18 protein-coding genes are annotated in these 21843 nt (G+C 43.0%); 7 read left to right on the forward strand and 11 right to left on the reverse strand.

Features of this window, described 5'->3' with window-relative positions:
• Positions 1-28 precede the first annotated feature (28 nt).
• From AAGR14_RS10195 to AAGR14_RS10210, 4 genes are all read left to right on the forward strand, one after another.
• Positions 29-706, forward strand: coding sequence for a response regulator transcription factor (locus AAGR14_RS10195; protein WP_342648487.1), 678 nt, complete (start codon positions 29-31; stop codon positions 704-706).
• A gap of 6 nt (positions 707-712) precedes the next feature.
• Entirely contained in the window at positions 713-2077 is a 1365-nt protein-coding gene (locus AAGR14_RS10200; protein ID WP_342648488.1) for a HAMP domain-containing sensor histidine kinase, read from the forward strand.
• Between the two features lie 120 nt (positions 2078-2197).
• Entirely contained in the window at positions 2198-2521 is a 324-nt protein-coding gene (locus AAGR14_RS10205; RefSeq protein ID WP_342648489.1) for a multidrug efflux SMR transporter, read from the forward strand.
• Positions 2522-2544: 23 nt separating this feature from the next.
• Positions 2545-3705 carry an SDR family oxidoreductase gene (locus AAGR14_RS10210; RefSeq protein WP_342648490.1) on the forward strand — a complete coding sequence of 387 codons (1161 nt, stop codon included), beginning with the start codon at positions 2545-2547 and terminating at the stop codon, positions 3703-3705.
• Between the two features lie 398 nt (positions 3706-4103).
• Here AAGR14_RS10210 and AAGR14_RS10215 read toward each other — a convergent pair whose 3' ends face one another.
• From AAGR14_RS10215 to AAGR14_RS10235, 5 genes are all read right to left on the reverse strand, one after another.
• Positions 4104-5024 carry a helix-turn-helix transcriptional regulator gene (locus tag AAGR14_RS10215; RefSeq protein ID WP_342648491.1) on the reverse strand — a complete coding sequence of 307 codons (921 nt, stop codon included), beginning with the start codon at positions 5022-5024 and terminating at the stop codon, positions 4104-4106.
• A 34-nt stretch (positions 5025-5058) separates the two neighbouring features.
• Positions 5059-5799, reverse strand: a complete 741-nt coding sequence (locus AAGR14_RS10220) for an SDR family oxidoreductase (protein WP_342648492.1) — start codon at positions 5797-5799, stop codon at positions 5059-5061.
• Between the two features lie 179 nt (positions 5800-5978).
• Positions 5979-7649 carry a PNGase F N-terminal domain-containing protein gene (locus AAGR14_RS10225; RefSeq protein ID WP_342648493.1) on the reverse strand — a complete coding sequence of 557 codons (1671 nt, stop codon included), beginning with the start codon at positions 7647-7649 and terminating at the stop codon, positions 5979-5981.
• A gap of 54 nt (positions 7650-7703) precedes the next feature.
• Positions 7704-8408 carry a hypothetical protein gene (locus tag AAGR14_RS10230; RefSeq protein ID WP_342648494.1) on the reverse strand — a complete coding sequence of 235 codons (705 nt, stop codon included), beginning with the start codon at positions 8406-8408 and terminating at the stop codon, positions 7704-7706.
• 48 nt (positions 8409-8456) lie between these two features.
• The gene (locus AAGR14_RS10235; RefSeq protein ID WP_342648495.1) at positions 8457-8816 is read right to left on the reverse strand and encodes a DUF2200 domain-containing protein; all 360 of its coding nucleotides are present in this window, start codon (positions 8814-8816) and stop codon (positions 8457-8459) included.
• A 171-nt stretch (positions 8817-8987) separates the two neighbouring features.
• Here AAGR14_RS10235 and AAGR14_RS10240 point away from each other — a divergent pair, with 171 nt between their 5' ends.
• Complete coding sequence (locus AAGR14_RS10240; RefSeq protein WP_342648496.1) at positions 8988-9524, forward strand: GNAT family N-acetyltransferase; 537 nt, start codon at positions 8988-8990, stop codon at positions 9522-9524.
• A 109-nt stretch (positions 9525-9633) separates the two neighbouring features.
• Here the strand turns inward: AAGR14_RS10240 and AAGR14_RS10245 are convergent, their stop codons facing one another.
• Positions 9634-10332 carry an NAD(P)H-dependent oxidoreductase gene (locus tag AAGR14_RS10245; protein ID WP_342648497.1) on the reverse strand — a complete coding sequence of 233 codons (699 nt, stop codon included), beginning with the start codon at positions 10330-10332 and terminating at the stop codon, positions 9634-9636.
• A gap of 115 nt (positions 10333-10447) precedes the next feature.
• On the opposite strand from AAGR14_RS10245, the gene AAGR14_RS10250 reads away from it, so the two are divergent.
• On the forward strand, positions 10448-10816 hold the full coding sequence (locus AAGR14_RS10250; protein ID WP_342648498.1) for a helix-turn-helix domain-containing protein: 369 nt from the start codon (positions 10448-10450) through the stop codon (positions 10814-10816).
• Between the two features lie 79 nt (positions 10817-10895).
• Positions 10896-12080, forward strand: a complete 1185-nt coding sequence (locus tag AAGR14_RS10255; protein WP_342648499.1) for a serine hydrolase — start codon at positions 10896-10898, stop codon at positions 12078-12080.
• 243 nt (positions 12081-12323) lie between these two features.
• Here AAGR14_RS10255 and AAGR14_RS10260 read toward each other — a convergent pair whose 3' ends face one another.
• From AAGR14_RS10260 to AAGR14_RS10280, 5 genes are all read right to left on the reverse strand, one after another.
• Positions 12324-14012, reverse strand: coding sequence for a pseudouridine synthase (locus tag AAGR14_RS10260; RefSeq protein WP_342648500.1), 1689 nt, complete (start codon positions 14010-14012; stop codon positions 12324-12326).
• Positions 14013-14065: 53 nt separating this feature from the next.
• Entirely contained in the window at positions 14066-14488 is a 423-nt protein-coding gene (locus AAGR14_RS10265) for a hypothetical protein (RefSeq protein WP_342648501.1), read from the reverse strand.
• Positions 14489-14749: 261 nt separating this feature from the next.
• Complete coding sequence (locus AAGR14_RS10270; protein WP_342648502.1) at positions 14750-16711, reverse strand: ATP-binding protein; 1962 nt, start codon at positions 16709-16711, stop codon at positions 14750-14752.
• Between the two features lie 843 nt (positions 16712-17554).
• Positions 17555-20707, reverse strand: coding sequence for a CusA/CzcA family heavy metal efflux RND transporter (locus AAGR14_RS10275; protein WP_342648503.1), 3153 nt, complete (start codon positions 20705-20707; stop codon positions 17555-17557).
• A gap of 25 nt (positions 20708-20732) precedes the next feature.
• Positions 20733-21833 carry an efflux RND transporter periplasmic adaptor subunit gene (locus AAGR14_RS10280; RefSeq protein WP_342648504.1) on the reverse strand — a complete coding sequence of 367 codons (1101 nt, stop codon included), beginning with the start codon at positions 21831-21833 and terminating at the stop codon, positions 20733-20735.
• Between the last annotated feature and the right edge of the window lie 10 nt (positions 21834-21843).

The following is a 21843-nucleotide window of genomic DNA, read 5'->3' on the forward strand; positions in this document are numbered from 1 at the left end:
TCAATACATAAATACTAACGAACTGTATATGCCGAAGATACTCATATTGGAAGACGATTATAAAATGGGGGCCGAGCTGCGTCAGTTTTTTACAAACCGCAATTTTACCTGTGACCAGGTTTACGATGGGCTTTTATTTTTTAAGCAAATTGAGCTGGAAGAATATGACCTGTACATCCTCGATGTAAATGTACCTGGCCTTAATGGCTTAGAAGTTTGCAAACGTGTTAGGCAAAGTAACCGCGCTATACCTATTTTGATGTTGACAGCCTACAGTGCGGTAGATGATAAAGTTACCGCACTCGAATTTGGTGCTGATGATTACCTGGTGAAACCTTTTCATTTGGAAGAACTAATGGCGCGTGTAAATGCTTTGCTTCGCCGCAGTGCGCATTCTGTAATTGAGGAAACACATATATTCCAAATTGAAGATCTTAACATCAACACGGCCGACCAAAAGGTGACGCGCAGCGGTAAAGAAATTATTTTAACGCCAAAAGAGTATAAGCTGCTTGAGTTATTAGCTTCTGCGCAGGGCCGCACGGTATCTAAACAAACCATTGCTAGTAAGGTATGGGATATAAATTTTGAAACCGGGACCAACACCATTGAGGTGTATATTAATTACCTGCGCAACAAAGTGGATAAAGGTTTCGACCGGCCGCTCATCCAGACACGTGCTGGTTTTGGTTATTATCTAAAATAAGGCGCCATGAATTTAAAACAGCGATTTTCGGTCGTATTCAGCTGTCTTTTCTCAGCAGTACTGGCAGTGGTGTTACTAACGGTTTACTATCTTTTTTCTGATTTTAGGCAGGAGGAGTTTGTAGACAGGCTGGCCGAAAAAGCTGAAACTACAGCCCGGTTGCTGCTGGATGTGAGGGAGGTAACACCCGACCAGCAGAAAAAAGTAGACCAAAATAGCATCACCCGGTTATACCGCGAAAAAACCCAGGTTTTTGATGCGCAAATGAAGTTGATTTATAGCAGCAGCGATAAAGCCGATGTACGCTGGAGCGCTGCCGAGCTAAGCGAGATAAAAAAAGAGGGACATGTATTAAGGAACGTGCGCGAGTTTGACGTATTGGGCCTTTATTACCCGTCTGACGGAAAAGATTATTATGTATTGATTTCTGCAACAGATACCTACGGTAACCGCAAGCTGGTTTATTTGAAGTACTTGTTGTTGGGCGCTTTTGCAAGCGGTATTTTACTGGTGGGTTTGTTATCTTTCAGTGTCAGTAAAAAAAGCCTGGAACCGCTGGATAACTTTCGTCAGCAGATACAGGAGATAGCCGAAAATGAACTGACGATAAGGCTGCCCAAAGCCCGGCGCGAAGACGAAATCAATGCGTTGGCTAACTCATTCAACCAAATGATGGACCGTATTGACCAAGCCTATGCCCGCCAGCGCGACTTTACATCTAACGCCTCGCATGAGTTGCGTACGCCTGTGGCGCGCATTGCTGCTCAAACAGAAAATATGCTGCACAGTGGTAAACTGGATGATGTAACCCGAGCTTATATGGTTAGTGTAGCTGAGGATGCTTTTAAATTGTCTGAAATTATTTCGTCACTTATTGCATTTGCTGAGGTGAACAACCGGCGTAATTCTTTGATGTTTTCTTTAGTAAGATTGGATGAAGTTTTGTTCGGTGCGGCAACGGAGCTTTCTGCTACTTATCCCGATCTCAAGTTAAAGTTTGAAATTGAAAACAACACAGAAAAAGAAACCGACATCGAAATTAAGGCCGACGAAGTACTGTTGAAAATTGTGATGGTTAATCTCATCAAAAATGCCTTTTTGTACTCAGACAATGGGGTGGTAGATTGTTGCATCAGGCAAAAAGCTAAAAGCATCCAGGTTATTGTTACCAATACGGGTCCGGTTCCTAACGTTATCGATACCGAGATGCTGTTCAGCGCGTTTTATCGTGGTAACAACAGTCAGAACCGGTCGGGCAGCGGTATTGGTTTAAGCATTGTAAAACGGGTGATAGAATACCACCAAGCCAATATTGCCTTTCATATTGTTGATGCCAACACCAACCAGGTTATTGTAACATTTCCGTTGTAATTTCTAAGTTTATTTTAATCCTATTTTAAGGTGGCGTTAACCGGCCCACTACATCTTTGTATAAGCGGTCAAAATTTAAGGTTTTACCCGTTAAGACAACCGATCTATACATACAAATAAATGATGGGAATGAAGTGGGCCTACCTGGCAGCGGGTATTGTTTTTGAGGTGCTGGGCACCATTTGCATGAAATATGCCGAGGGTTTCACAAAGCTCTTTCCATCTATTTTAGTGTTTGTTTTTTATGGGTTAAGCCTGGCAGCGCTGGTGTTTGTGCTCGAAAAAATGGAAGTAAGCATTGCTTACGGCATTTGGGCATCAGCCGGTACGGCGCTTATAGCCATTATAGGCATGTTGTTTTTTAAAGAAAATGTTTCGGTGGCCAAAATTGTGTCGGTATCATTTATCATACTCGGCATTATGGGCCTCGAATTATTGGATTAGCCTCATAATAAAACTTAAACTATATGGAAGTATTTTTAACAGGAGCAACCGGATTGGTAGGCGGAGAGGTGCTCGTTAACCTTTCCAAACGGACAGAGATCAGTAAAATTTACTGTCTTATCCGCGCGGTCTCAATCGGCAGCGCTCAAGCCAGGCTAAGTAAAATATTCAGCCTGCACAACGACGAATTTGACCAGCAAAAAGTAGTGCCCGTATTGGGAGACCTTTTTGATGACGAGCTTACCAGTCAGTTAATTGCTAACGAAGAGCTGGCAGGCATAACCAACATCATTCATTCTGCCGCTAATACCTCTTTTGCAAAAGTAAAAGATGAATTGGTAGAAAAAGCCAACATAGGTGGCTTAACCAAAATTTTACTGTGGGCCAAGCAGCTACCTAAGCTTAATACTTTTATGTATGTAGGTACTGCCACTATTTGCGGCCGGGATGTAAAGCACCGTTTGGTAACCGAAGATGAAACGCCCAATTTAAAGGCAAATCATCTGGTTAAGTACACTTACACTAAAATGCAGGGAGAGCTGTTACTTAAAAAGCATTTGCCCGAAGATAAAATTTTAGTGGTTCGTCCGTCTATCATTATGGGCGACAGCCGTGGCGTTGAGCCGCGTTCGCCGGTCATTTTATGGGCGTTGGCTACCATGAATAAGCTGCGCCTGGTGCCTGCCGAACAGTATGCCTCGCTGGATATGGTGCCGGTTGACTTTGTTGCCGATGTGATGACTAAACTGCTGTTTGCAAAACGTAACTATAACGTTTACCATATTTCGGCAGGTAACGATGCCTGCACATCGCCGTTACAGATTGCCCGTGTATTTGATAATTACTTTGATGATATGCTGCCGCACCGCTTTATAGGTAAACATATGCTTAACCCACTAAAATTGTGGGCCAAAGGAAAATTACCGGTTGGGCACGAGCTTTTTGAGCACTTTGAATACCTGGAACACCTGAAATATGAATTTGAAGATTTAAGTAACCTGCGTATCCTTTTCGCTGGATTAGATCCGTACCTGGAGTTTGCCGAATTAGGGCAACGTTTTGACAACTCGCGCATTATCGAAGATTTAGGTATGGAGCCCTCAAAACCCGGACATGTGTATATACACAATTGCCTGCGCTATATCGAAAAAATTAACCTGCTCGAAGGCGCTATCGATCCGTGATTACAAACTAAAGATCTTTTAAAAACGTCCGTGCTGTTTCCATAGCATGCGCGGCTGTTTTTATACTTGAGGGAAAGCTGTGCTGCAAGGCGCAGCTTTATTTATTTAAAGCCTTTGGATTATGATGACTCACCATAATAAGTTATTATGAGTTTAGCAACCATTAACTTGTTAAGTATAATAATACGATCATAGATTTCTAAAATACTCATAATGAAAAATTGGTTAAATTTTTCAAATTTACTGCATTAGCACAACTACTATAAATGCTTGTTCTATATAATATTATGAGTTTTTTGATAAAGCTGTTATTTATTTGTGTTTAAGGATTGAATTACATTTTTGTTAACCAACTAGTATTATCAATAGTCTCTCTCATTCATAGTTAACAGAATCGACTAAGTTGATCTTCTTTGTTTAAACATTGCTGGAGAGAGTCCGGTTTTTTGTTTAAAAAGCTTGTTGAAGGACTGCGGATGTTCAAACCCCAATTGATAGGCTATTTCGGCTGTAGTCAGCGCCTTTTGATTAAGCATTTGTTTTGCTTGGTCGATAATTAACAGATGAATATATTGCTGTGTGGTTTTGCCGGTGAGCGTGCGAAGCATATCGCTTAAGTAGCGTTGGGAGACATTTAGATAAACAGCAAGGTCATGCGCCGACGGTAAACCGCTGTGCAATGCTTTTCCGGTGCTGAAATGTTGGAGCAAATAATTATTCATTCTATCTATCAAATCATGGTGCAATACTTTACGGGTGATAAATTGACGATTGTAAAAGCGGTTGCTATGGTTGAGCAGTAATTCTATCTGTGACAGCAAAATGTCTTGACTATAAGTGTCGGTTGGATTGTGCAACTCAGTCCCGATAGCTTCAAATAAAGTTGTTATGATACGTTTTTCATTGTCAGACAAGAAAAGCGCTTCTGTTACACAATAATCAAAAAATCCAAACCGAAAAATATGTTGTGCTAAAGGGTGGCCGCGCAGTATATCAGGATGGAAATATAAAACAAATCCCTGGTAGTCTGCTGTTTGGGAAGGAATTTCCACTGATTGACCAGGTGCGAGAAAAGCAAGGCCACCTTCTTTAAAATCGTAGCGGTTAGGCCCGTATTTTACACTTCCTTTAAAATCGTTTTTGAATGATATTTTGTAAAAGTCAAGTGTAACCCAGTTGCCGGCATCCTTTAAGTTTGGTTTTATAGTATCGTAATTTATGAGGGTGACGAGCGGGTGAAGCGGAACTGGCAGGTACATCCGCTCAGTTAAGTCGGCAATTGTTTTAAACGTTAGCGTATTATTATTGCCTGATTCCATTTTTTACAAATAATTTTAAAAGTGCTTTAATATTTTAACCTTGCACTGTAGGGCGTATCACAATATCTCCTACATCAACATTAGCAGGTTGGGCTATAGCAAATGCAATGGCATCGGCAACGGCTTCCGGGGGCATAGCTATTTGGTCGGCTTTGCTCTGTAAAGTATTCCTTATCTCGTCATTTTTTATATTGCTCACAAATTCTGTAGCCACAAAGCCAGGCAATATACCTGTTACGCGCCAGCGCCCTTCCGATTCTTGCCTTAAACATTCGCCAATAGTGCGTATGGCATTTTTTGTACCTGCATACACTCCCATTGTTGGCACAATGCTTATACCTGCTGTTGATATTACGTTAATAAAGTGTCCCGAACCTTGTTTCTTAAAGATAGGCATGGCAGCCGCTATTCCGTAAAGTGTACCTTTTAAGTTTACGTCTATCATTTGCTCCCAGCCATCAACGTCGAGTTGCTCCATCCGTTGCAACTGACTGATACCTGCATTATTGATGATCACATCTAAACCACCATATGTCTGCACCGCAAACTCTACCAAGGCAGTTACGTCTAACCTGCTTGTCACATCTGTTTGCTGATAAACAGCTATACCACCTGTTTTGTTAATTTCATCAGACAACTCTTGCAACCGGTTATTACGGCGAGCACCTAAAACCAATTTTGCACCCTGATTAGCCAATAGTTTTGCAGTAGCCCTACCAATACCACTACTGGCCCCTGTTATTACTATTGTTTTCCCATTAACATTGTTTTTCATCTTTGTAGCTTTAACAATGCAAAGCTGAGATTTACAATGCTCTACTGAGTAGCCAAATTGGTTAAACTTGTAGCCAATTAGGCAAACGCTACTCCGAACAATTCGAGATTGTCTGCTGGCGTTTTTATTTGCTATCTCTAAGCGTATCTTCTAAAAAAATGAAAAACTCCCTTTAGTCATTAATCCTTCACACCCATCACGCATCCCGATACATTCCAGGCACTAAAAGCCGTGCCCTCGCGTTGACCCAAAGGGATGGCTACTTTAAAAGTGTGCAGGCCGGGTTTCAGATCGGGCAGGGGGATGTATATGGGTGGTGTGAGGCTGCCGGGGCACCAGTTTGAACGGCTTAAATCACTTGATGATAAACCGTTGCCGAAATTACCAGATGATGGATTAAGCAGGCGGTAGGTGCCGCAGTCGGTACGCCAAGGGATGAAGTGATAGATACGCTGGCCGTCTACAAAAATCTCGTTCAGCTTTTGGTTAAATTCATCGCCGCCGCCCCAGCCGCCATGGCCGGTGGTAATGTAACGCAGCTGCAAGTTTTTAATGCCCGCTGGTATGTTAGCAGTAACCGTCAGCGAGTCGTGGTCGAACATGGTTCCATATTCCTGGCCTGCCATTTCCATAAGGTTGGTGGTATTAAACAGAGGTAGCACAAAGGGTTGAGTTATGGATGATTTCTCGCTGCCATCACCAGGGTAATATTTAAGACGCAGACTTACTTTATGGCCGCCTTTATCATAATTGCCAATAAATACGCCTATCCATACATCGCCCTGTAAACGGGGTTGCAGCTCGGTAATTTCCTGTCTAAAAACGGCCGAATCGGCCCAATTATAACCTTTGATGTTAGAGGCCTTATTGAACTGCCCCACACCAAACGGCGTAAAAAAGCGCAACAACTCCAGCGTGGGTAGGTAGCTGTCGGTAGCAACCACGCCCTGATATTTATTGTGGTACACAGGCAGCGCTTTAACGCCTTGCTGCAAACCGTTTAAAAACGATTGTTGCCTGTCGACAGGAATCATAAACACCGAGCCGGTGCGATCGTAAGCGTCGCCGTTAGAATATTGCGAGAGTTCGGCAAATAATTGCGTACCGGGGGAGTACGCTGGTAGCGTGATTTTTTTAAGGATGACTGTGCCTCCGGCATAATGGTAGGTTGCATTTTTCTGGTCGGCAGCAGGGTTAGGCTTATCGTAGTTAAAAGAAATTTGTTCCTGGTTAAACACTGTAATGGTTTTGTACCTGCTTTCAATAAGTTGCTGCGTGTAAGTAGCAGCATCAACAATAGGGCCCATGTTGGCAGCGGTTGGCCAGGCCAGGTCGGCCGGCTTTACTTTATTTAAGCTGATTTGTGTTGCCACAACTTCCTGTTCTCCGTTACGAATAGTTTTAAGTACCAAGCCCAAACCCGGCGTTACGCCTATGCTTGGAGTTCCTTTGAGCTTTAGCGCGTTCGTGTACCAAACTTCAACGGTATTACTACGGATGATGACCTTGGCTTTTTTACAGGTGTAACCTAAAATAGTAGTCGTGTCGGGTAATAACTCCGGTTGTTCGTAATCATTAAAAGCCTTTTGCTGGGTAACATGAGCATTGTTTTGCAGCATGAGTATTTGCAAGGTACGACCAGCGGCATAATCCAAATAATATTGCTCTTTGGCATTAGGGTCGGCCACGCGCTGCAGGTGAGCTTTTTGCCCATCAATAAATAATCTTAAGCTGCTACCGGGCACTTTTTTTCCGTGGTATTTAACCTCGTAAGTGATGGTGGCACTTTGTTGGGCAAAGCCGATGCGTACGGTAAAAAGGAGTAGTGCTAATAGGAAAAAAGATTTCATTGTAGCATAAAATATACGGGCAAGATAAGTATAAAAGGCAAAGTAAGGCCCCGTTTAAATTTGAGCCATAGTATAAAAGGTGCCTTTATATCTCGTGTACCAATTACCGTTAATAAAATAGTACCTATCTTTCAAAACGTTTACAACAGGTACTGCCTGGTTGATAAAGTGGCTTTCGTTCTTTTTGCTGTTGATGGCATTAAAAATGTATTCGCCTCTAAACTGAATTAATTCATCATAAAAGCTTCTTCTTTTAATTGAGAATATCAACTGTTGAACTTTGTTTATTTCAAACGGCGCTTTACCGGGATGTCTTTCTTTATTTTTCATGTTCAATATCAACCGGTAATTTGTGGCATTATCACCGGTAAGTGAAGTGTTAGCCTTAAAACGGCTATAATCTGTATGTCCGTAATCTGATTTGCGAAAGGAATTGATATGCAACGCCTGCTTTAACCTGCCGTTATCAACAAATAGCCATAACTGGTAGCCACTACTGTTATTTGAACCTACACGCACAGCATAGTCGATTTTTAGAAATATCTTACCTTGCGCCAGTACAGTATCTAAACTCCAAAAGTTATTTAGCGTTATGGTGTCTTTTGATGAAGTAATTGATAAAGTTTCGGTTGCGGATGGATGATTTAACTTAATAAACGCCGGCTTACCCTGCACAGAGAGGATTTTTATGGTTTGAGCGTTTGTCTGGCTGATAACAATGGGCAGCAATAACGCCAACAACAAAAGCACTCTAATCATGCGTGATAAACAAGGCATATTTGATGTTTGCAATACAACTGGCAATACTCAGTTTTGCCTCAAAATCTTTTCCATCTTCCGGCCTTTAGCCAGTTCATCCACCAGCTTATCCAGGTAACGCACTTGTTGGGTTAACGGGTTTTCGATAGTCTCAATACGGTAGCCACAGATAGTGCCGGTAATGAGGTGTGCATTAGGATGGAGGATAGCACCCTCAAAAAAGTTTTCAAAGGTTGCTTTATTGTCGATTAGCCGTTGAAGTTGCGTTTCGTCGTAGCCGGTAAGCCAGGTAATTACCTGTTGCAGTTCCTGGATGGTGCGGCCTTTCTTTTCCACTTTAGCAATGTAGTGCGGATAAACTGAGCCAAAGGTCATACGGGCAATGCGTTGGTCGTGGCTGGCGTTCATAACTGTACTATGCGGTTTTTTGTGTGTTTGTTTGGTTTAAATATCCGAAGGCACTTAAGTGGCCGCCGTATCTGAAGTTACGTTTAAAGATAGTATATTTTAAATTTTTACTGCCTATGTACTTTAAATCTCCCTGATTATTTATCCTTGTTTAGAGAAGCCGGATTAAACATGAATTTTAATATACAACCCACGCTTACCAACGGTAGCGTTACTTTGCAACCCTTACAGGCAACAGATTTCAAAGCATTGTATAACGTTGCCAGTGATGCTAAAATATGGGAACAGCATCCTAACCGCGACCGTTACCAACGCGATGTTTTCTTAACATTTTTTGAAGGGGCTATGCAAAGCAGTGGTGCTTTTAAAGTGATAGATAATGCCACCGGGCAGTTAATAGGCAGCACGCGCTTTTATGACCATAGCGATATGGACGGAAGTATTTTTATTGGCTACACGTTTTATGCAATAAACTGTTGGGGTAAGAGCATTAACCAGGCGGTCAAAGCCATGATGCTCGATTATATTTTTCAGTACGTTAACGTGGTCAGGTTTCACATTGGCGCGGGCAACGTACGTTCGCAAATTGCTATTGGCAGGTTGGGAGCAATAAAGACAGACGAGCAACAGGTAACGTATTTTGGCGAGGCATCTAAACTCAATTTTGTGTATGAGATAAGTAAAGAGGCTTGGCTTGATAAGATGTAAGTTACAGCATTGATAGTTTGATTTTAACGTATTGCTGAACACCAATGTAAATAATTAAACCTGCCGCCTTTCAACAGGCAGCAGGTTTATAATCTCATACAACGCCCGGTTACTTTTGAGTAAAAGCATCCAGGTTCATCTCCATGGGGGCTTCCTGGTTATCGGCTGCGTCGGCAAGCGTCATCTCGGTAACAAACAACTCTTTAGGCATACGCACTTTTTTCATGTTTACCAGCCAGTCTTGCCCGGCTTCGCGGTAGCCTAAAGGAAGAAGTACGGTACTATGGTAGCCACTGTCCCGGAGATTTAAAAGTTCATCTAATTTTTCGGGCAAGAAGCCTTCAATAGGAGTAGCATCTACCTTTTGCTCGGCTGCCGCGGCAATCGCCATGGCAAAGGCAATATAACTTTGTTTGGCCGCATGATGTGCCTGCCATTCGGTACCTTTAGTTTCGTACAAACCTAAAATTGTTTGTTTGTAAGCGTCCATGTTGCTGTGTGGCAAGCCGCGTTCATCCATCATGTAGTTAAAAACTTGGGTTACACGCTCACCGCTATAACTATCCCACGCTGCAAAAACCAACAGGTGCGAACAATCAGTGATTTGGGTTTGATTATAGGCAATGCCTTTTATTTTTTCGAGCAGGGCGGGGTCTGATATAACAATTACTTTATATGGCTGCAAGCCTGATGACGAAGGAGCCATGCGGGTTGCTTCTAATATGTAATCCAGTTTTTCTGGCGGTATCTTAGCGCCATTCATTTTTTTAGTTGCGTAGCGCCATTGTAGATCTTCGAGTAAACTCATGGTATTTGTTTTTTGCCAAAGGTAAGGGCATTAACTTTAAAAATGTAACTTAGTGACAAAAAGTAACAGTAACCTAACAATCACCCAAGTGACAAAAAAGTAACCGACATACGTTATGAAACCGATATTAGTTGATTTGCCACCGTTTACCGAATGCCAGAAAAAGATACGCGCTATTGATGATACCATGGACATTTTAAGCGGTAAATGGAAAGTATCTATATTGGCGCGGCTCTGCTACCAGCCTATGCGCTATTCGGCTCTGCTCAAAGATGTTAACGGCATATCAGGTAAGGTATTAAGCCGCGAATTGAAAGAGCTGGAGATTAATGAACTGATTGTGCGCGAAGTATCACAGAGCAGCCCGCCGGCGGTTACTTATCATATTTCAGAATATGGGCATACCCTCGGTGCCTTAACAGAAAGCATTGCAGCCTGGGGACTTCAACACCGTGAAAGAATTAAACGGCCGGTGAAAAAGTAACACTTATTTTTACTTTATTATGAGACATTTATTGTTGCTTATATTGAGCATATTATGTTTAAACTCGTCAGCTCAAACGATGGATACTTTGTTTTTACACAATCTGCTGCAATTTCACCCCGATCTATTTAAGGGCATTTTACAGCATCCGCAACATAACGAGGTGCAGCTACTGTATACGCAAATTAACCGCGACAAAAACAATGTGCCGCATTTTACTTCGTGCAGTTACCGGCTTAATTCTAAGCGCTATTTTTACCCGGCCAGCACGGTTAAATTACCTACAGCCATCTTTGCACTCGAAAAACTGAACGAGTTGCGCATAAAAGGATTGAACAAAGAAGCTGCAATGCTTACCGACAGCGCCTTTGCCGGGCAAACCAAGGTAATGCAGGATACTACATCCACTGATGGGAAGCCGAGCATAGTGCACTACATCAAAAAGATTTTGCTGGTGAGCGATAACGATGCTTATAATCGGTTGTACGAGTTTGTGGGCCGCGAAGAAATTAATCAGAAGCTTAAAAAATATCAGCTTAACAATACCCGCATTATAGGCCGTTTGGCTGTTGGTGATGGTGGTGAAAACGCCAGGCACACTAACCCGGTTAATTTTTATAATAACAATCGCTTGGTTTATACCAAGCCGGCGCTGTACGATGCGCTTGATTATCCCATGCAACTGGATAACATGCTGCAGGGCAAAGGCTACCTCGACAGTAAAGACCAATTGGTGATGAAGCCTTTCGACTTCAGTGATAAAAATGTATTCCCAATCGTCGATCAGCAGGCCGTTTTGAAGCGGCTGCTTTTTCCTGAGGCTTATGACAAAAGCCAGCGTTTTAACCTGAAAGCAGATGATTACCGGTTGCTTTACCGATACATGAGCACGTATCCAACCGAAAGCAAATCTCCGGTTTACAGCAGGCCAAGTTATTATCCTGCATTTTGTAAGTTTCTGTTTTACGGGGCAGACAGTAACGCAGTTATTAACCCTAACATCAGGATATTTAATAAAATAGGCGACTCATACGGTTACGATATTGATAACGCCTACATTGTCGATTTTAAAAACCAGGTTGAATTTATGATTACCGCTGTTATTCAATCAAATGAAGACGGTATTTATAATGATAATAAATACGAGTACGAGACGGTTTGCCTGCCATTTTTGAAAAATATTGGTCAGTTACTGTACGAATACGAGCTTAAAAGACCTAAAGAACATCTGCCGGATTTGAAAAGATTTAAGTTTGATTACTAATAAAGTTGATGCTGCAGCAATAAGTGTAGTATCGTATCAGGCCGCTGCTAATAAAAAATTAAACAAATAGCGGCTGCTACATAAACTAAAAAATGCGGGATCAAATCTTCTTTAAATTTTCTGCTATCATTAACAAAACAACTTCTACAGTTCCAAAAATTGACTCCAAAATAAGATTAAGAAAATTACTCATTTTTTGCGGCTGTTAAGCAAAGCTAAATCTTCCAGTAGAATTTAAATATCTTAAAAATCCTCTTTAACCTCAAAGCATACACGTGCGTGAGTTACCGGATGTTCAAAAGCCAGATAGGCCGCGTGCAGGCAAAGGCGCTCGTCGGCAGTGCCATAAAGGTCGTCGCCAACAATAGGAGCGTGCAGGCCCAAATGGTGGGCGGCATGCATACGCAACTGATGGGTGCGGCCGGTGAGTGGCCAAAAATGAATGCAGGTTTTATTGGGTCGCCGCTCAACCACCTGCCAGCGGGTCACGCTTTTTTTGCCGTGCTCAAAACAAACCAGTTGCAACGGCCGGTTGTAAAAGTCGCCACGCAGCGGTAAATCAATTTCGCCTTTATCGCCTTCAATGCTTTTTGATAGCAATGCAGTGTAACGCTTGCTTACCGTACGCTTTAAAAATTGCCGCTGGATGTGCTTATGAGCTTCGGGCGTTTTTGCAACCACCAATAATCCGGAAGTAGCCATATCTAACCGGTGAATGATGAGTGGCTCTGTGCCAACCCATAAACGTTTTAACCGGCTGTAAACCGAATCGTTAATGTTAACGCCAGGCACTGATAACAACCCCGAGGGTTTGTTGACAACAATTAAATGCTCGTCTTCATAAACGACATCAAGCTTACTGTCTTCCCCGGGATTTATCAGCAGTGGGTCATCATCCAGGGCAATACCATCCAGCATATGCCCTAAAATAGGTTTACACTTGCCGGTACAGGCCGGGTAAAACTGACCATGCTGCCTGATTTCGGATTTTGGTGATGCCCCCCACCAAAACTCTGCCATGGCCAAAGGTTGATAGCCGTGTAAAGAAGCGTATTGCAACAATTTGGGCGTTGCGCACTCGCCGGCACCTGCCGGTGGCTTTTCGTAAATGGTGCTGCTAAAAATATCGTGCAGGCTCTTGGTTTGTCCCTGCTTATTTAAAAATACATATCGCTCAAAAAGCTGTTGCTGTAAGCTTGCGGACCGTTCGCGCCGCTCTTGCTTCAACGTCTCAATTTCGTTTTCAAACTGCGAGATAGCTATGCTGATCTCGTTAATTTGTAGATTCCATTGTTGAATCAGTAAATTAAGTTGATGTTTGTCGTGCAGGCTATGCCTGATCAAATGAGCCTCGAGTGTGGCATACTCGTCTGTTGGTAACAAAGCTTTATGAGTTTCGCGTTGTTTTTTGCGATCTTGTTTATTGGCTTTCAGTTGAGCCTTAAATGCTGCAATCTGCTGCGCTGCTTCTACGGTTACCCGCTCTAAATCCTCCCTTAAATTCGTATATTCAGGATGTTGCCATAGCTGCTGTACGCGGGCGTTTACGTTGTTAATGACTTCCTGTTCCTGCAAAAAAAAGCTATTTTCGACCAGCATGTCAAACACCGGCGGCACAAAACGGTCGTGATCGTTGCTTCCGGCCAGTTTTCCCGAAAACGCAGATAAATACCCTAACCGGCCATTTTGGTCTTTCACTATCAATACTCCAAACATTTTGCCGATAGGCGAACCCACCTGATCTGCTTCTAAGCCAAAATTATGGTCGAGATTATTTTGGGTATCCAGATATTTTTGCAATTCGGCAGCCGCCAACCGGGTGAGTGGGTGAGGCTCGTAGCAAAACGGGAAAGTAAAGCGTGCAGGCAAAGTGATACCCCGAATGGCATCATCGTTAAAGTATATAATACGGCTGGTGTTGTCTGTGGCCAAGTAATTTTTTTTAACCGCAAATATACCAATTAAGCAGGTTCAAAAAACGCTTGTCATTTTAGCTTTACATATTCAAACGTCATTACATCCGGATAGCCAGCCGCGGGTGTTATGAATAAGGTGTCCTGCGAACCGCGCTTTAGGCTAACTTCACCAGCAATCTTATTGCCCAACTGCAAAGCATCCCGGGTGTAATAACTGGTAAAAGCATAGTTTTTAATAATGCTGAATTTATCTTGCGTGGTTGTTGCACCGTTATCAAATTGGCGATAACTTCCGCCGTCACCGAATGCTAATTGCATGTTTGTGCCGGCGTCTACAGCTTTGTGCTTAAAACCAGCTATACCACCCGAGTAACTGCTATACTTCCACATTCCGACAATGGTTAGCGGATCGGACTGTTTATTTTCTTTTTTACACGCTATAGCGGCCAGTGTCGTAACAAAGAGTAATAAGAAAGCAAAGCGAATATTCATAACTGGTTAATTGGGGCCATGTAACAACAATCAGTGTCCTAAAGCACATAATATATACATACGTGATGTACATATTATGTGCTACACCAGCAATAGCATATTTATAAATTTTTATCTTACCGCCGATTCACATATCACATTTATGTTGAAATAGATAAACGCGAATGCCGAGCGATTTTTGGATCTATCTTTTGTGCGTATTCGTGGGGGTATCAATCCATTAGCTTCGATTGTTGATCACACAGATCAAAAAAACGAATGTTATAGCTTAGATTGATACAGCGGTAAGCTAAAATAAAAGACAGAGCCTTGGTCAATCTTGCTCTCTACCCAAATACGGCCCTTGTGGCGTTCAATAATTTCTTTACAGATATACAAACCGATACCAAACCCTTTGATAGTTTGTGTATGCTCACTCTGTGCACGATAGAATCGGTCAAAAAGATGGGGCATATCAGTCGGCGATACGCCTAAACCTTCGTCAGTTACACTTACTTGTAGTTCGGTATCCAAGCGCTCAGCTACCACAGTGATAGTTGTCCCTTGCGGCGAGTACTTGACTGCGTTATTGATCAGGTTGGTTAACACTTGTTCAATCTTATCATAGTCGGCTTTTACTAAAGCCCCGGTTACCGGTTCATACACCATGTGATGGGTTTGTACAACGGTGGTGGTTTCTTCTTCGGATGCGTTTAGAAGTTCGCCTACGTCGAAAACAGACAAATCAAGCTGTATTTGGCTTTCGCCCATTTTTACGACATCTAAAAACCCACTGATGAGTGCGGTCATTCTATCTAATTGCCGGCGTGACTTTAATATAATGTCTATCATTTTGTCATCGCCCACTTTGGCTGCCTTTAGTTGAAGTACTTGTATAAACCCGCTGAGCGATGTAAGTGGCGAACGAAGTTCGTGGCTTACAAACCCTATAAAATCTGTTTTACGCTTCTCCTCATCTTTTTCGGCGCTTAGGTCAATCATCGTTCCAATGAGGTGACCACCGCTTTCATTAGTAGGAGGCACATATTGTGCAGACCCGCGTACCCAACTGTGTTTGCCGGTTTTACGGTTTATTGCGTAATACTCTACCATGCCCGGTTTGCCTGCATAAGCGTTTTGTACCAGCTGTGTAACCAGTTGCACGTAATTATCTTCAATTATAGTGTTTACATCGGCGTTAGTTATAACCGCTGTTGCATCCAACCCGAATATATTGCGGCAACGCTCGTCCAGACCAAATTCGTTGGTTTCGGGGTCGTACGTCCAGATACCCAGTTTAGCCGTGTCTGCCGCCAAGCGCAGGCCAGCTTCATTCAGCTGTAAATCCTGATTGCTGGTTTGCAATTCGGCGTTTATACTTTCTAATTGCTGCTTGGAAATTGTTTGTAAAGTTACATCGTGGCAAATAGCCAGCACACCTTTTACCGCTGTGTCTGGCTGCGTAAATGGTTGGTAAATGATGTTTACATAACCGCGCGACACTTTATCTTTATCGTACACCATAAATGGTGTGTCATAAAGATAAACAGGTCGGCCGGTATTGCGCACTTCATCAATAATAGGTTTAAAATAAGCCTTAGCTTCGGGTAAAATGTCGAATAAATTGCTGCCAAACAACGTTTCAAGGTTCCGGCTAATCATTCGGCTGTAAGCCAAGTTGGCATATAATATTTGGTTTTCATCTCCGGCAATAACAACTACGCCAATTGAGGCATCGTCGATTAAAGTTTCAAGCGCCGGCGCATCAAAAACATTATCCATATCTGCCTTTTCAGCGGCCACATGCACCATGTTGTTTTCCACGCTTTGCAAGGCGTCGGTACGATCAGCAATGCTTGTTTGATTTAACTGAACAGCGGTATGTATCACGGCCTCAACACGTCCTTCTATATTGCGGGTAGCCTTTAACTCGATATTGTAATACTGGGTGTAAATATAACCGTTGGCTTTAGTTGTATAGGGGGCGGCCGTTTCAATATAAGTTAAGCCGGTTTGCCACACCCTTGGTAGTTGCCCTGCCAATTTGGGACTACTGCCTGCACGCATTTCGGCATAAGTTTTACCAATTATTTCTTCTTCGCTAACATCCCAGAGCTTGCGCATAGCAGCGTTGGCAAAGGCAATTTGCAGCACTTCGCCGGTGTAAATGGCAGTTGCTATAGGCGACTGGTCAAAAATATTGAGCAATGTTTTATCACTCAATACGGAGGATGGGCTAAGCATGGGCAACGGTATTATATAAAAAAAAGTAAAGTATTTTCTCGTAAACTAAATTTACTATGCCGAAAAGGGGTGTTTTGTTTTTGATTTGCGTTATATAAATAGATGTACAAGTAATTTATAGCTCGGTTTTTAGTTGCATGGGCAATGTTTTTTTACGGAATAACACAAACACAACAGCATTTATCAACTTTAGTCGTTTGTTCCATCGGCCAACATAACCGCTAAAAGGGGACAGATAAATTAGTATGGCAATAAAACGTTTACCCAAATGACTATATAAAGGTGATAGTGGTATCTCTAAAGTTTTTACTTTACAGCTGGTAACGTTATCTGAGGTATGCCATAGAAGTATTAAGATACAGTAGCGATAGGCTTTTCTATGGTTTAATTAGTTGAGATGAATATAATAATTAGTTAACGTTGAATGCTTTATGATTATTTAATAAATGTCCTCAAAATTCACTGATCGATTTTGTAGACGGTTGCCGGCTTACTGTAACCGTCGTAAAAAATGTGCAACCGGCCACAATCAGGGCATTTAATGACAAGTGTCATCTCTTCATATAACTTAACCCATTTTATTTGGTCCGGGTGCTTCTCATAATCCACATCTGCAATCATCAAAAATTGATGTGGACTTGGAACGTGATGTAATGGAACTGTATTATTACAACTACACAGAATTTTTGGCATATTAGCGAGTTACACTGGGTTCACCAATATAAATCATTATTAAGAACTTCCAAAACAGCATAAAAAGCGGCTGCGAATCATCAATGCACAGCCGCTGCTATTGTATAGGGTGGATTTGCAAACCGCTTTACAAATCTCGTAAGGGCGATTTTACCGTGTGGTTGGGTCCGCTTTGCGGTAGGCCCAGCCAAAAATGAGCGGGAACACCCACAAGCTGAATAGCATTGCGCACAAAATACCTCCAATAACTACCCTTGCCAGTGGTCGTGAGCTTTCGGAACCAATGCCATGCGAAATAGCTGCAGGAAGCAAACCGATAGCTGCCATCAACGCCGTCATCATTACCGGGCGTATCCGTGAATTGACACCTAATTTGATAGAGCTGTACAACAGCAAGGTATCGCCATGCAGATCTTCAAGATTATGCTTAAATATGGTGATGAGCAGTACTCCATCCTGTATACAGATGCCAAATAAGGCGATAAAGCCAATACCAGCCGATATACTGAAGTTTGTGCCTGTAATGAGCAGGGCCAGAATGCCACCCACAATAGCAAAAGGTACATTCATAAACACCAGCGCAGCATCTTTAACGGTGCCAAACATAATATACAACAGTATAAAAATGAGCGCTAAACTTATAGGCACTACTTGTTCTAAACGTTCAGTGGCACGTTGCTGATTCTCAAAATCGCCTTGCCACGCCAGGCGGTAGCCGCGTTTAATCTCTACGTTCTTGGCTACTTTCTTTTGGGCTTCGGCAATGGTGCTGCCCATATCACGGCCACGTACGGAAAATTTAACGGTGGCATAGCGCTCGTTACCATCCCTGAATATTAAACACGGACCAGTTTTTTGGCTGATGTCTGCAATTTCATTCAATGCTACTTTGCTGCCATTTTGGGTAGGCACCAGCAAATTGCCAATATCAGCCGGCGTTTTACGGTAACCTTCGGGGAAGCGGATGCGGATATCAAAGGTGCGCACGCCTTCATATAAGGTAGAAGCCGCTTGGCCGCCTATGGCCATAGATATTACGGAGTTAGCATCAGCGGTAGCAACACCATATTGAGCCATTTTTTGCTGATTGAGCTGAATGTCCAGTTCGGGTAAACCAACGCTTTTAAGTACGCCCAAATCCTCAACGCCGCGTACCGTTTTTAGCTGCTTGTAAACCTCGTAAACCCGATTTTCCATGTAATTGAGTGAGTCGCCATATACTTTCACTACAATCGAACCTTTTACGCCTGATACCGCCTCTTCTACGTTATCCGAAATTGGTTGCGAGAAGTTAAGATCGGCACCGGGTAAAACCTTAAGTTTTTTGTGCATTTGTGCAATGAGTTCTTCTTTAGATACTTTAGGTTTCCAATCCTCTTCAGGGTACATAATTACGTCAAACTCATTGTTGTAAAAGCCTGCTACGTCGGTACCATTATCCGGCCGGCCGGTTTGAGATACAGCATACTTTACCTGAGGAAAGGTCATGAGTATTTGACGCACCTGTTTAGACGTGGCTACTGACTGGTCGAGCGAAACGCTGTACGGTAGTTGCACACGTAACCAGATCGACCCTTCATTAAGTTCGGGCAAAAATTCAGAACCTAAAAACTTGAAAGAGAACAAACCGACCACCATGGCAATAAGCGATATGGTTACCACTACCTCTTTATGTTTAAACGCTTTAACAAATCCACCGAGCATAAAAGCGGTAAGGCCGTGTACTACAGGGTTGTGTTTTTCGTGCACGTTCTTTTTAAGCAAAATGCTTATCAATACCGGTACTACGGTAAGGGTAGTTATTAGAGCGCCCAACAAAGCGAAACCCAAGGTATAAGCCAGCGGCGAAAACAGCTTGCCCTCAACCTTTTGAAAAGCGAAAATGGGCAGCAAGCCGGTGATTATAATTAATTTGGCGAAAAAGATAGCCTTACCCAGCACTGCACCGTTATTCCTGATCATGCCCAGCTTAGCGCGTTTATTAAATCGCTCCATGCCCATTTCAATAGCCTTATGATCCAAAAACACAAACATGCCCTCAACCATTACCACTGCACCATCGATGATGATACCAAAATCTACTGCGCCCAGCGAAAGCAGGTTGGCCGACATGCCCATCATGTGCAGGCAGATAAAAGCAAACAGCAGCGCCAGCGGAATGATGAGAGATACAATGAGCGTAGTACGCCAGTTAAACATGAATACAGACACCAGGAAGGTCACCAGCAATATACCTTCAATTAGGTTATGCAAAACGGTATGCGTTGCGTAATTAATAAGGTTGGTGCGATCATAATAGGGCACGATCTTGGTGTCGGGCGGCAACACATCGTTGTTGAGTTTGTTAATCTCCGCTTTCAGCGCTGCAACTACTTCGGTTGGGTTTTCGCCTTTGCGCATCACTACGATGGCCTCTACGGCGTCTGGATCGTCTTTTACCAACCTGTGCCCGTCCTGGCGATCAATGGCGTCACTGCGGCCTACCCATCCCAGTCGTGGCAGGTTAGATATTTGCACATCGGCTACATCTTTTACCAGCACGGGCACACCGTTATTGTTGGTAACGATTATATTTTTGATCTCGTTAATGTCTTTAATCAACCCCAATCCCCTCACAGCGAAAGCCTGGTTGTTTTGCACAATCATATCGCCGCCAACATTGATATTGGTTTTTTGCACAGCGGTATAAACATCAAGAGGCGTAATGCCAAGGCTGGTCAGTTTGTCGGGATTAACGGTAATTTCGTAAGTTTTGGTTTTACCGCCAAAACTGTTCACATCGCCAATACCGGGTACAGCCCGCAAACGGCGGTCAACCACCCAGTCCTGTATAGTTTTAAGTTCGCGAACGTCGCGTACCGAACTTTGCAGGGTATAGCGATAAATTTCGCCGGTAGGGCCGATGGGTGGCTGCACAGATGGTTGCACACCGTTAGGCAATGCTGCATTTTGCAGTAAGTTCATTACCTGCTGGCGCGCGTCCGGGTCTTTAACACCATCGTCAAACAGTACCTTTACATAGCTTAAGCCAAATATGGTTGATGAGCGCAGGCTCACCCTTTTTTGCACCGGGTTGAGGGCAATCTCGATAGGTATAGTAACCAGCTTTTCAACCTCTTCGGCACTTTGACCTGGCCATTGTGTAATAATGTCAATTTCGGTATTAGTGACATCCGGAAAAGCCTCAATAGGCATCTGGCTAAAAGTATACAGCCCAACAACTACCAGTGCAAACGCCAATATGAGTATGAGGTACCGGTTTTTTAAAGAGAATCCGATAACTCCCCTAAGAATCTTGTTCATTTCAAAAAAATAAAAGGGTAGTAGATTAACTGTTTAAAGAACCGTAGATCAGCAAGGCGTCTGAACTGATTAAACGCTCGCCCGGTGCAACGCCGCTGCTCAGGTAAGCCGTTTTGCCATTAATACTGATTACATTCACCGGACGTATCTGTACGTTTTTCTTGTCTTGCATAATCAGCACGTAGTACTGGCTATGATCAAATATTAAATCGGTACTTGCTATGGCGATAGCTTTTTTATCTTCTTTATCGTTAAGCGACACGGTGGCAAACATCTGTGGTTTTAACAAGTAACCTGGGTTATTAAGTATCACCCGCATTTTCATTACTTTGGTAGTTGGGTCAAGAATATTCATGAGCTTGTTTACCTTGCCGGTAAAAACTTTGCCCGGATACGAAATTGTCGTTACTTCCGCCGTGTCGCCTTCGTGTACCTTGCCGATGTTTTCTTCGTACACATTAGCTTCAACCCATACGTTTTTCAGGTCAGAAATAACGAAAAGCGGCGAGCTGTTATCACTACGGATGTTGGTACCACTGTTGACATTTTTTTGAACTACAAAACCGTCAATAGGCGATTTAAGCAGATACTGCCCTGATGTGGAGTTGCCATTCATGCTCATCACCCGTTGGGCCGCGGTGTAGGCGGCTACTGCCTGCTCGTAGTTTGATTGTGCGCTCACAACATCAACCTGCGATGCAAGTCCGCTTTTGGCCAGGTCTTGTTGCTGCTGCAGTTGTTTTTTGGTAATCTGTACCTGCGCACGTGTCGACTCCATGGATGACGTATAGTTGGCTATTTCGGGGCTGCGTACTACGCCTAACGTTTGGCCGGCATGTACATAATCTCCAAGCATAACGGTAACATCCTGCAGGTTACCGCTCACAAGTGGGTAAATATTTTCTACCTTATCGGTGTTAAAATCAATAACGCCGCTTAATTTTAGCGCACTCGTGATGTTGGAGGTCTTAACTGTATCAATTTTTAAAGTGCGCATCAGTGAGTCGGGGATAACGTAAGGCTGACGGGTATCTTCATCAACGTGGTGCTGATTGCAGGAAAACATCCCGAGCGCTAAAACACCGGCTGTAAAAAATATTCCACTTTTATATAGCAACGCATTCATGATTATATGT

Source organism: Mucilaginibacter sp. CSA2-8R, assembly GCF_038806765.1.
GTDB lineage: Bacteria > Bacteroidota > Bacteroidia > Sphingobacteriales > Sphingobacteriaceae > Mucilaginibacter.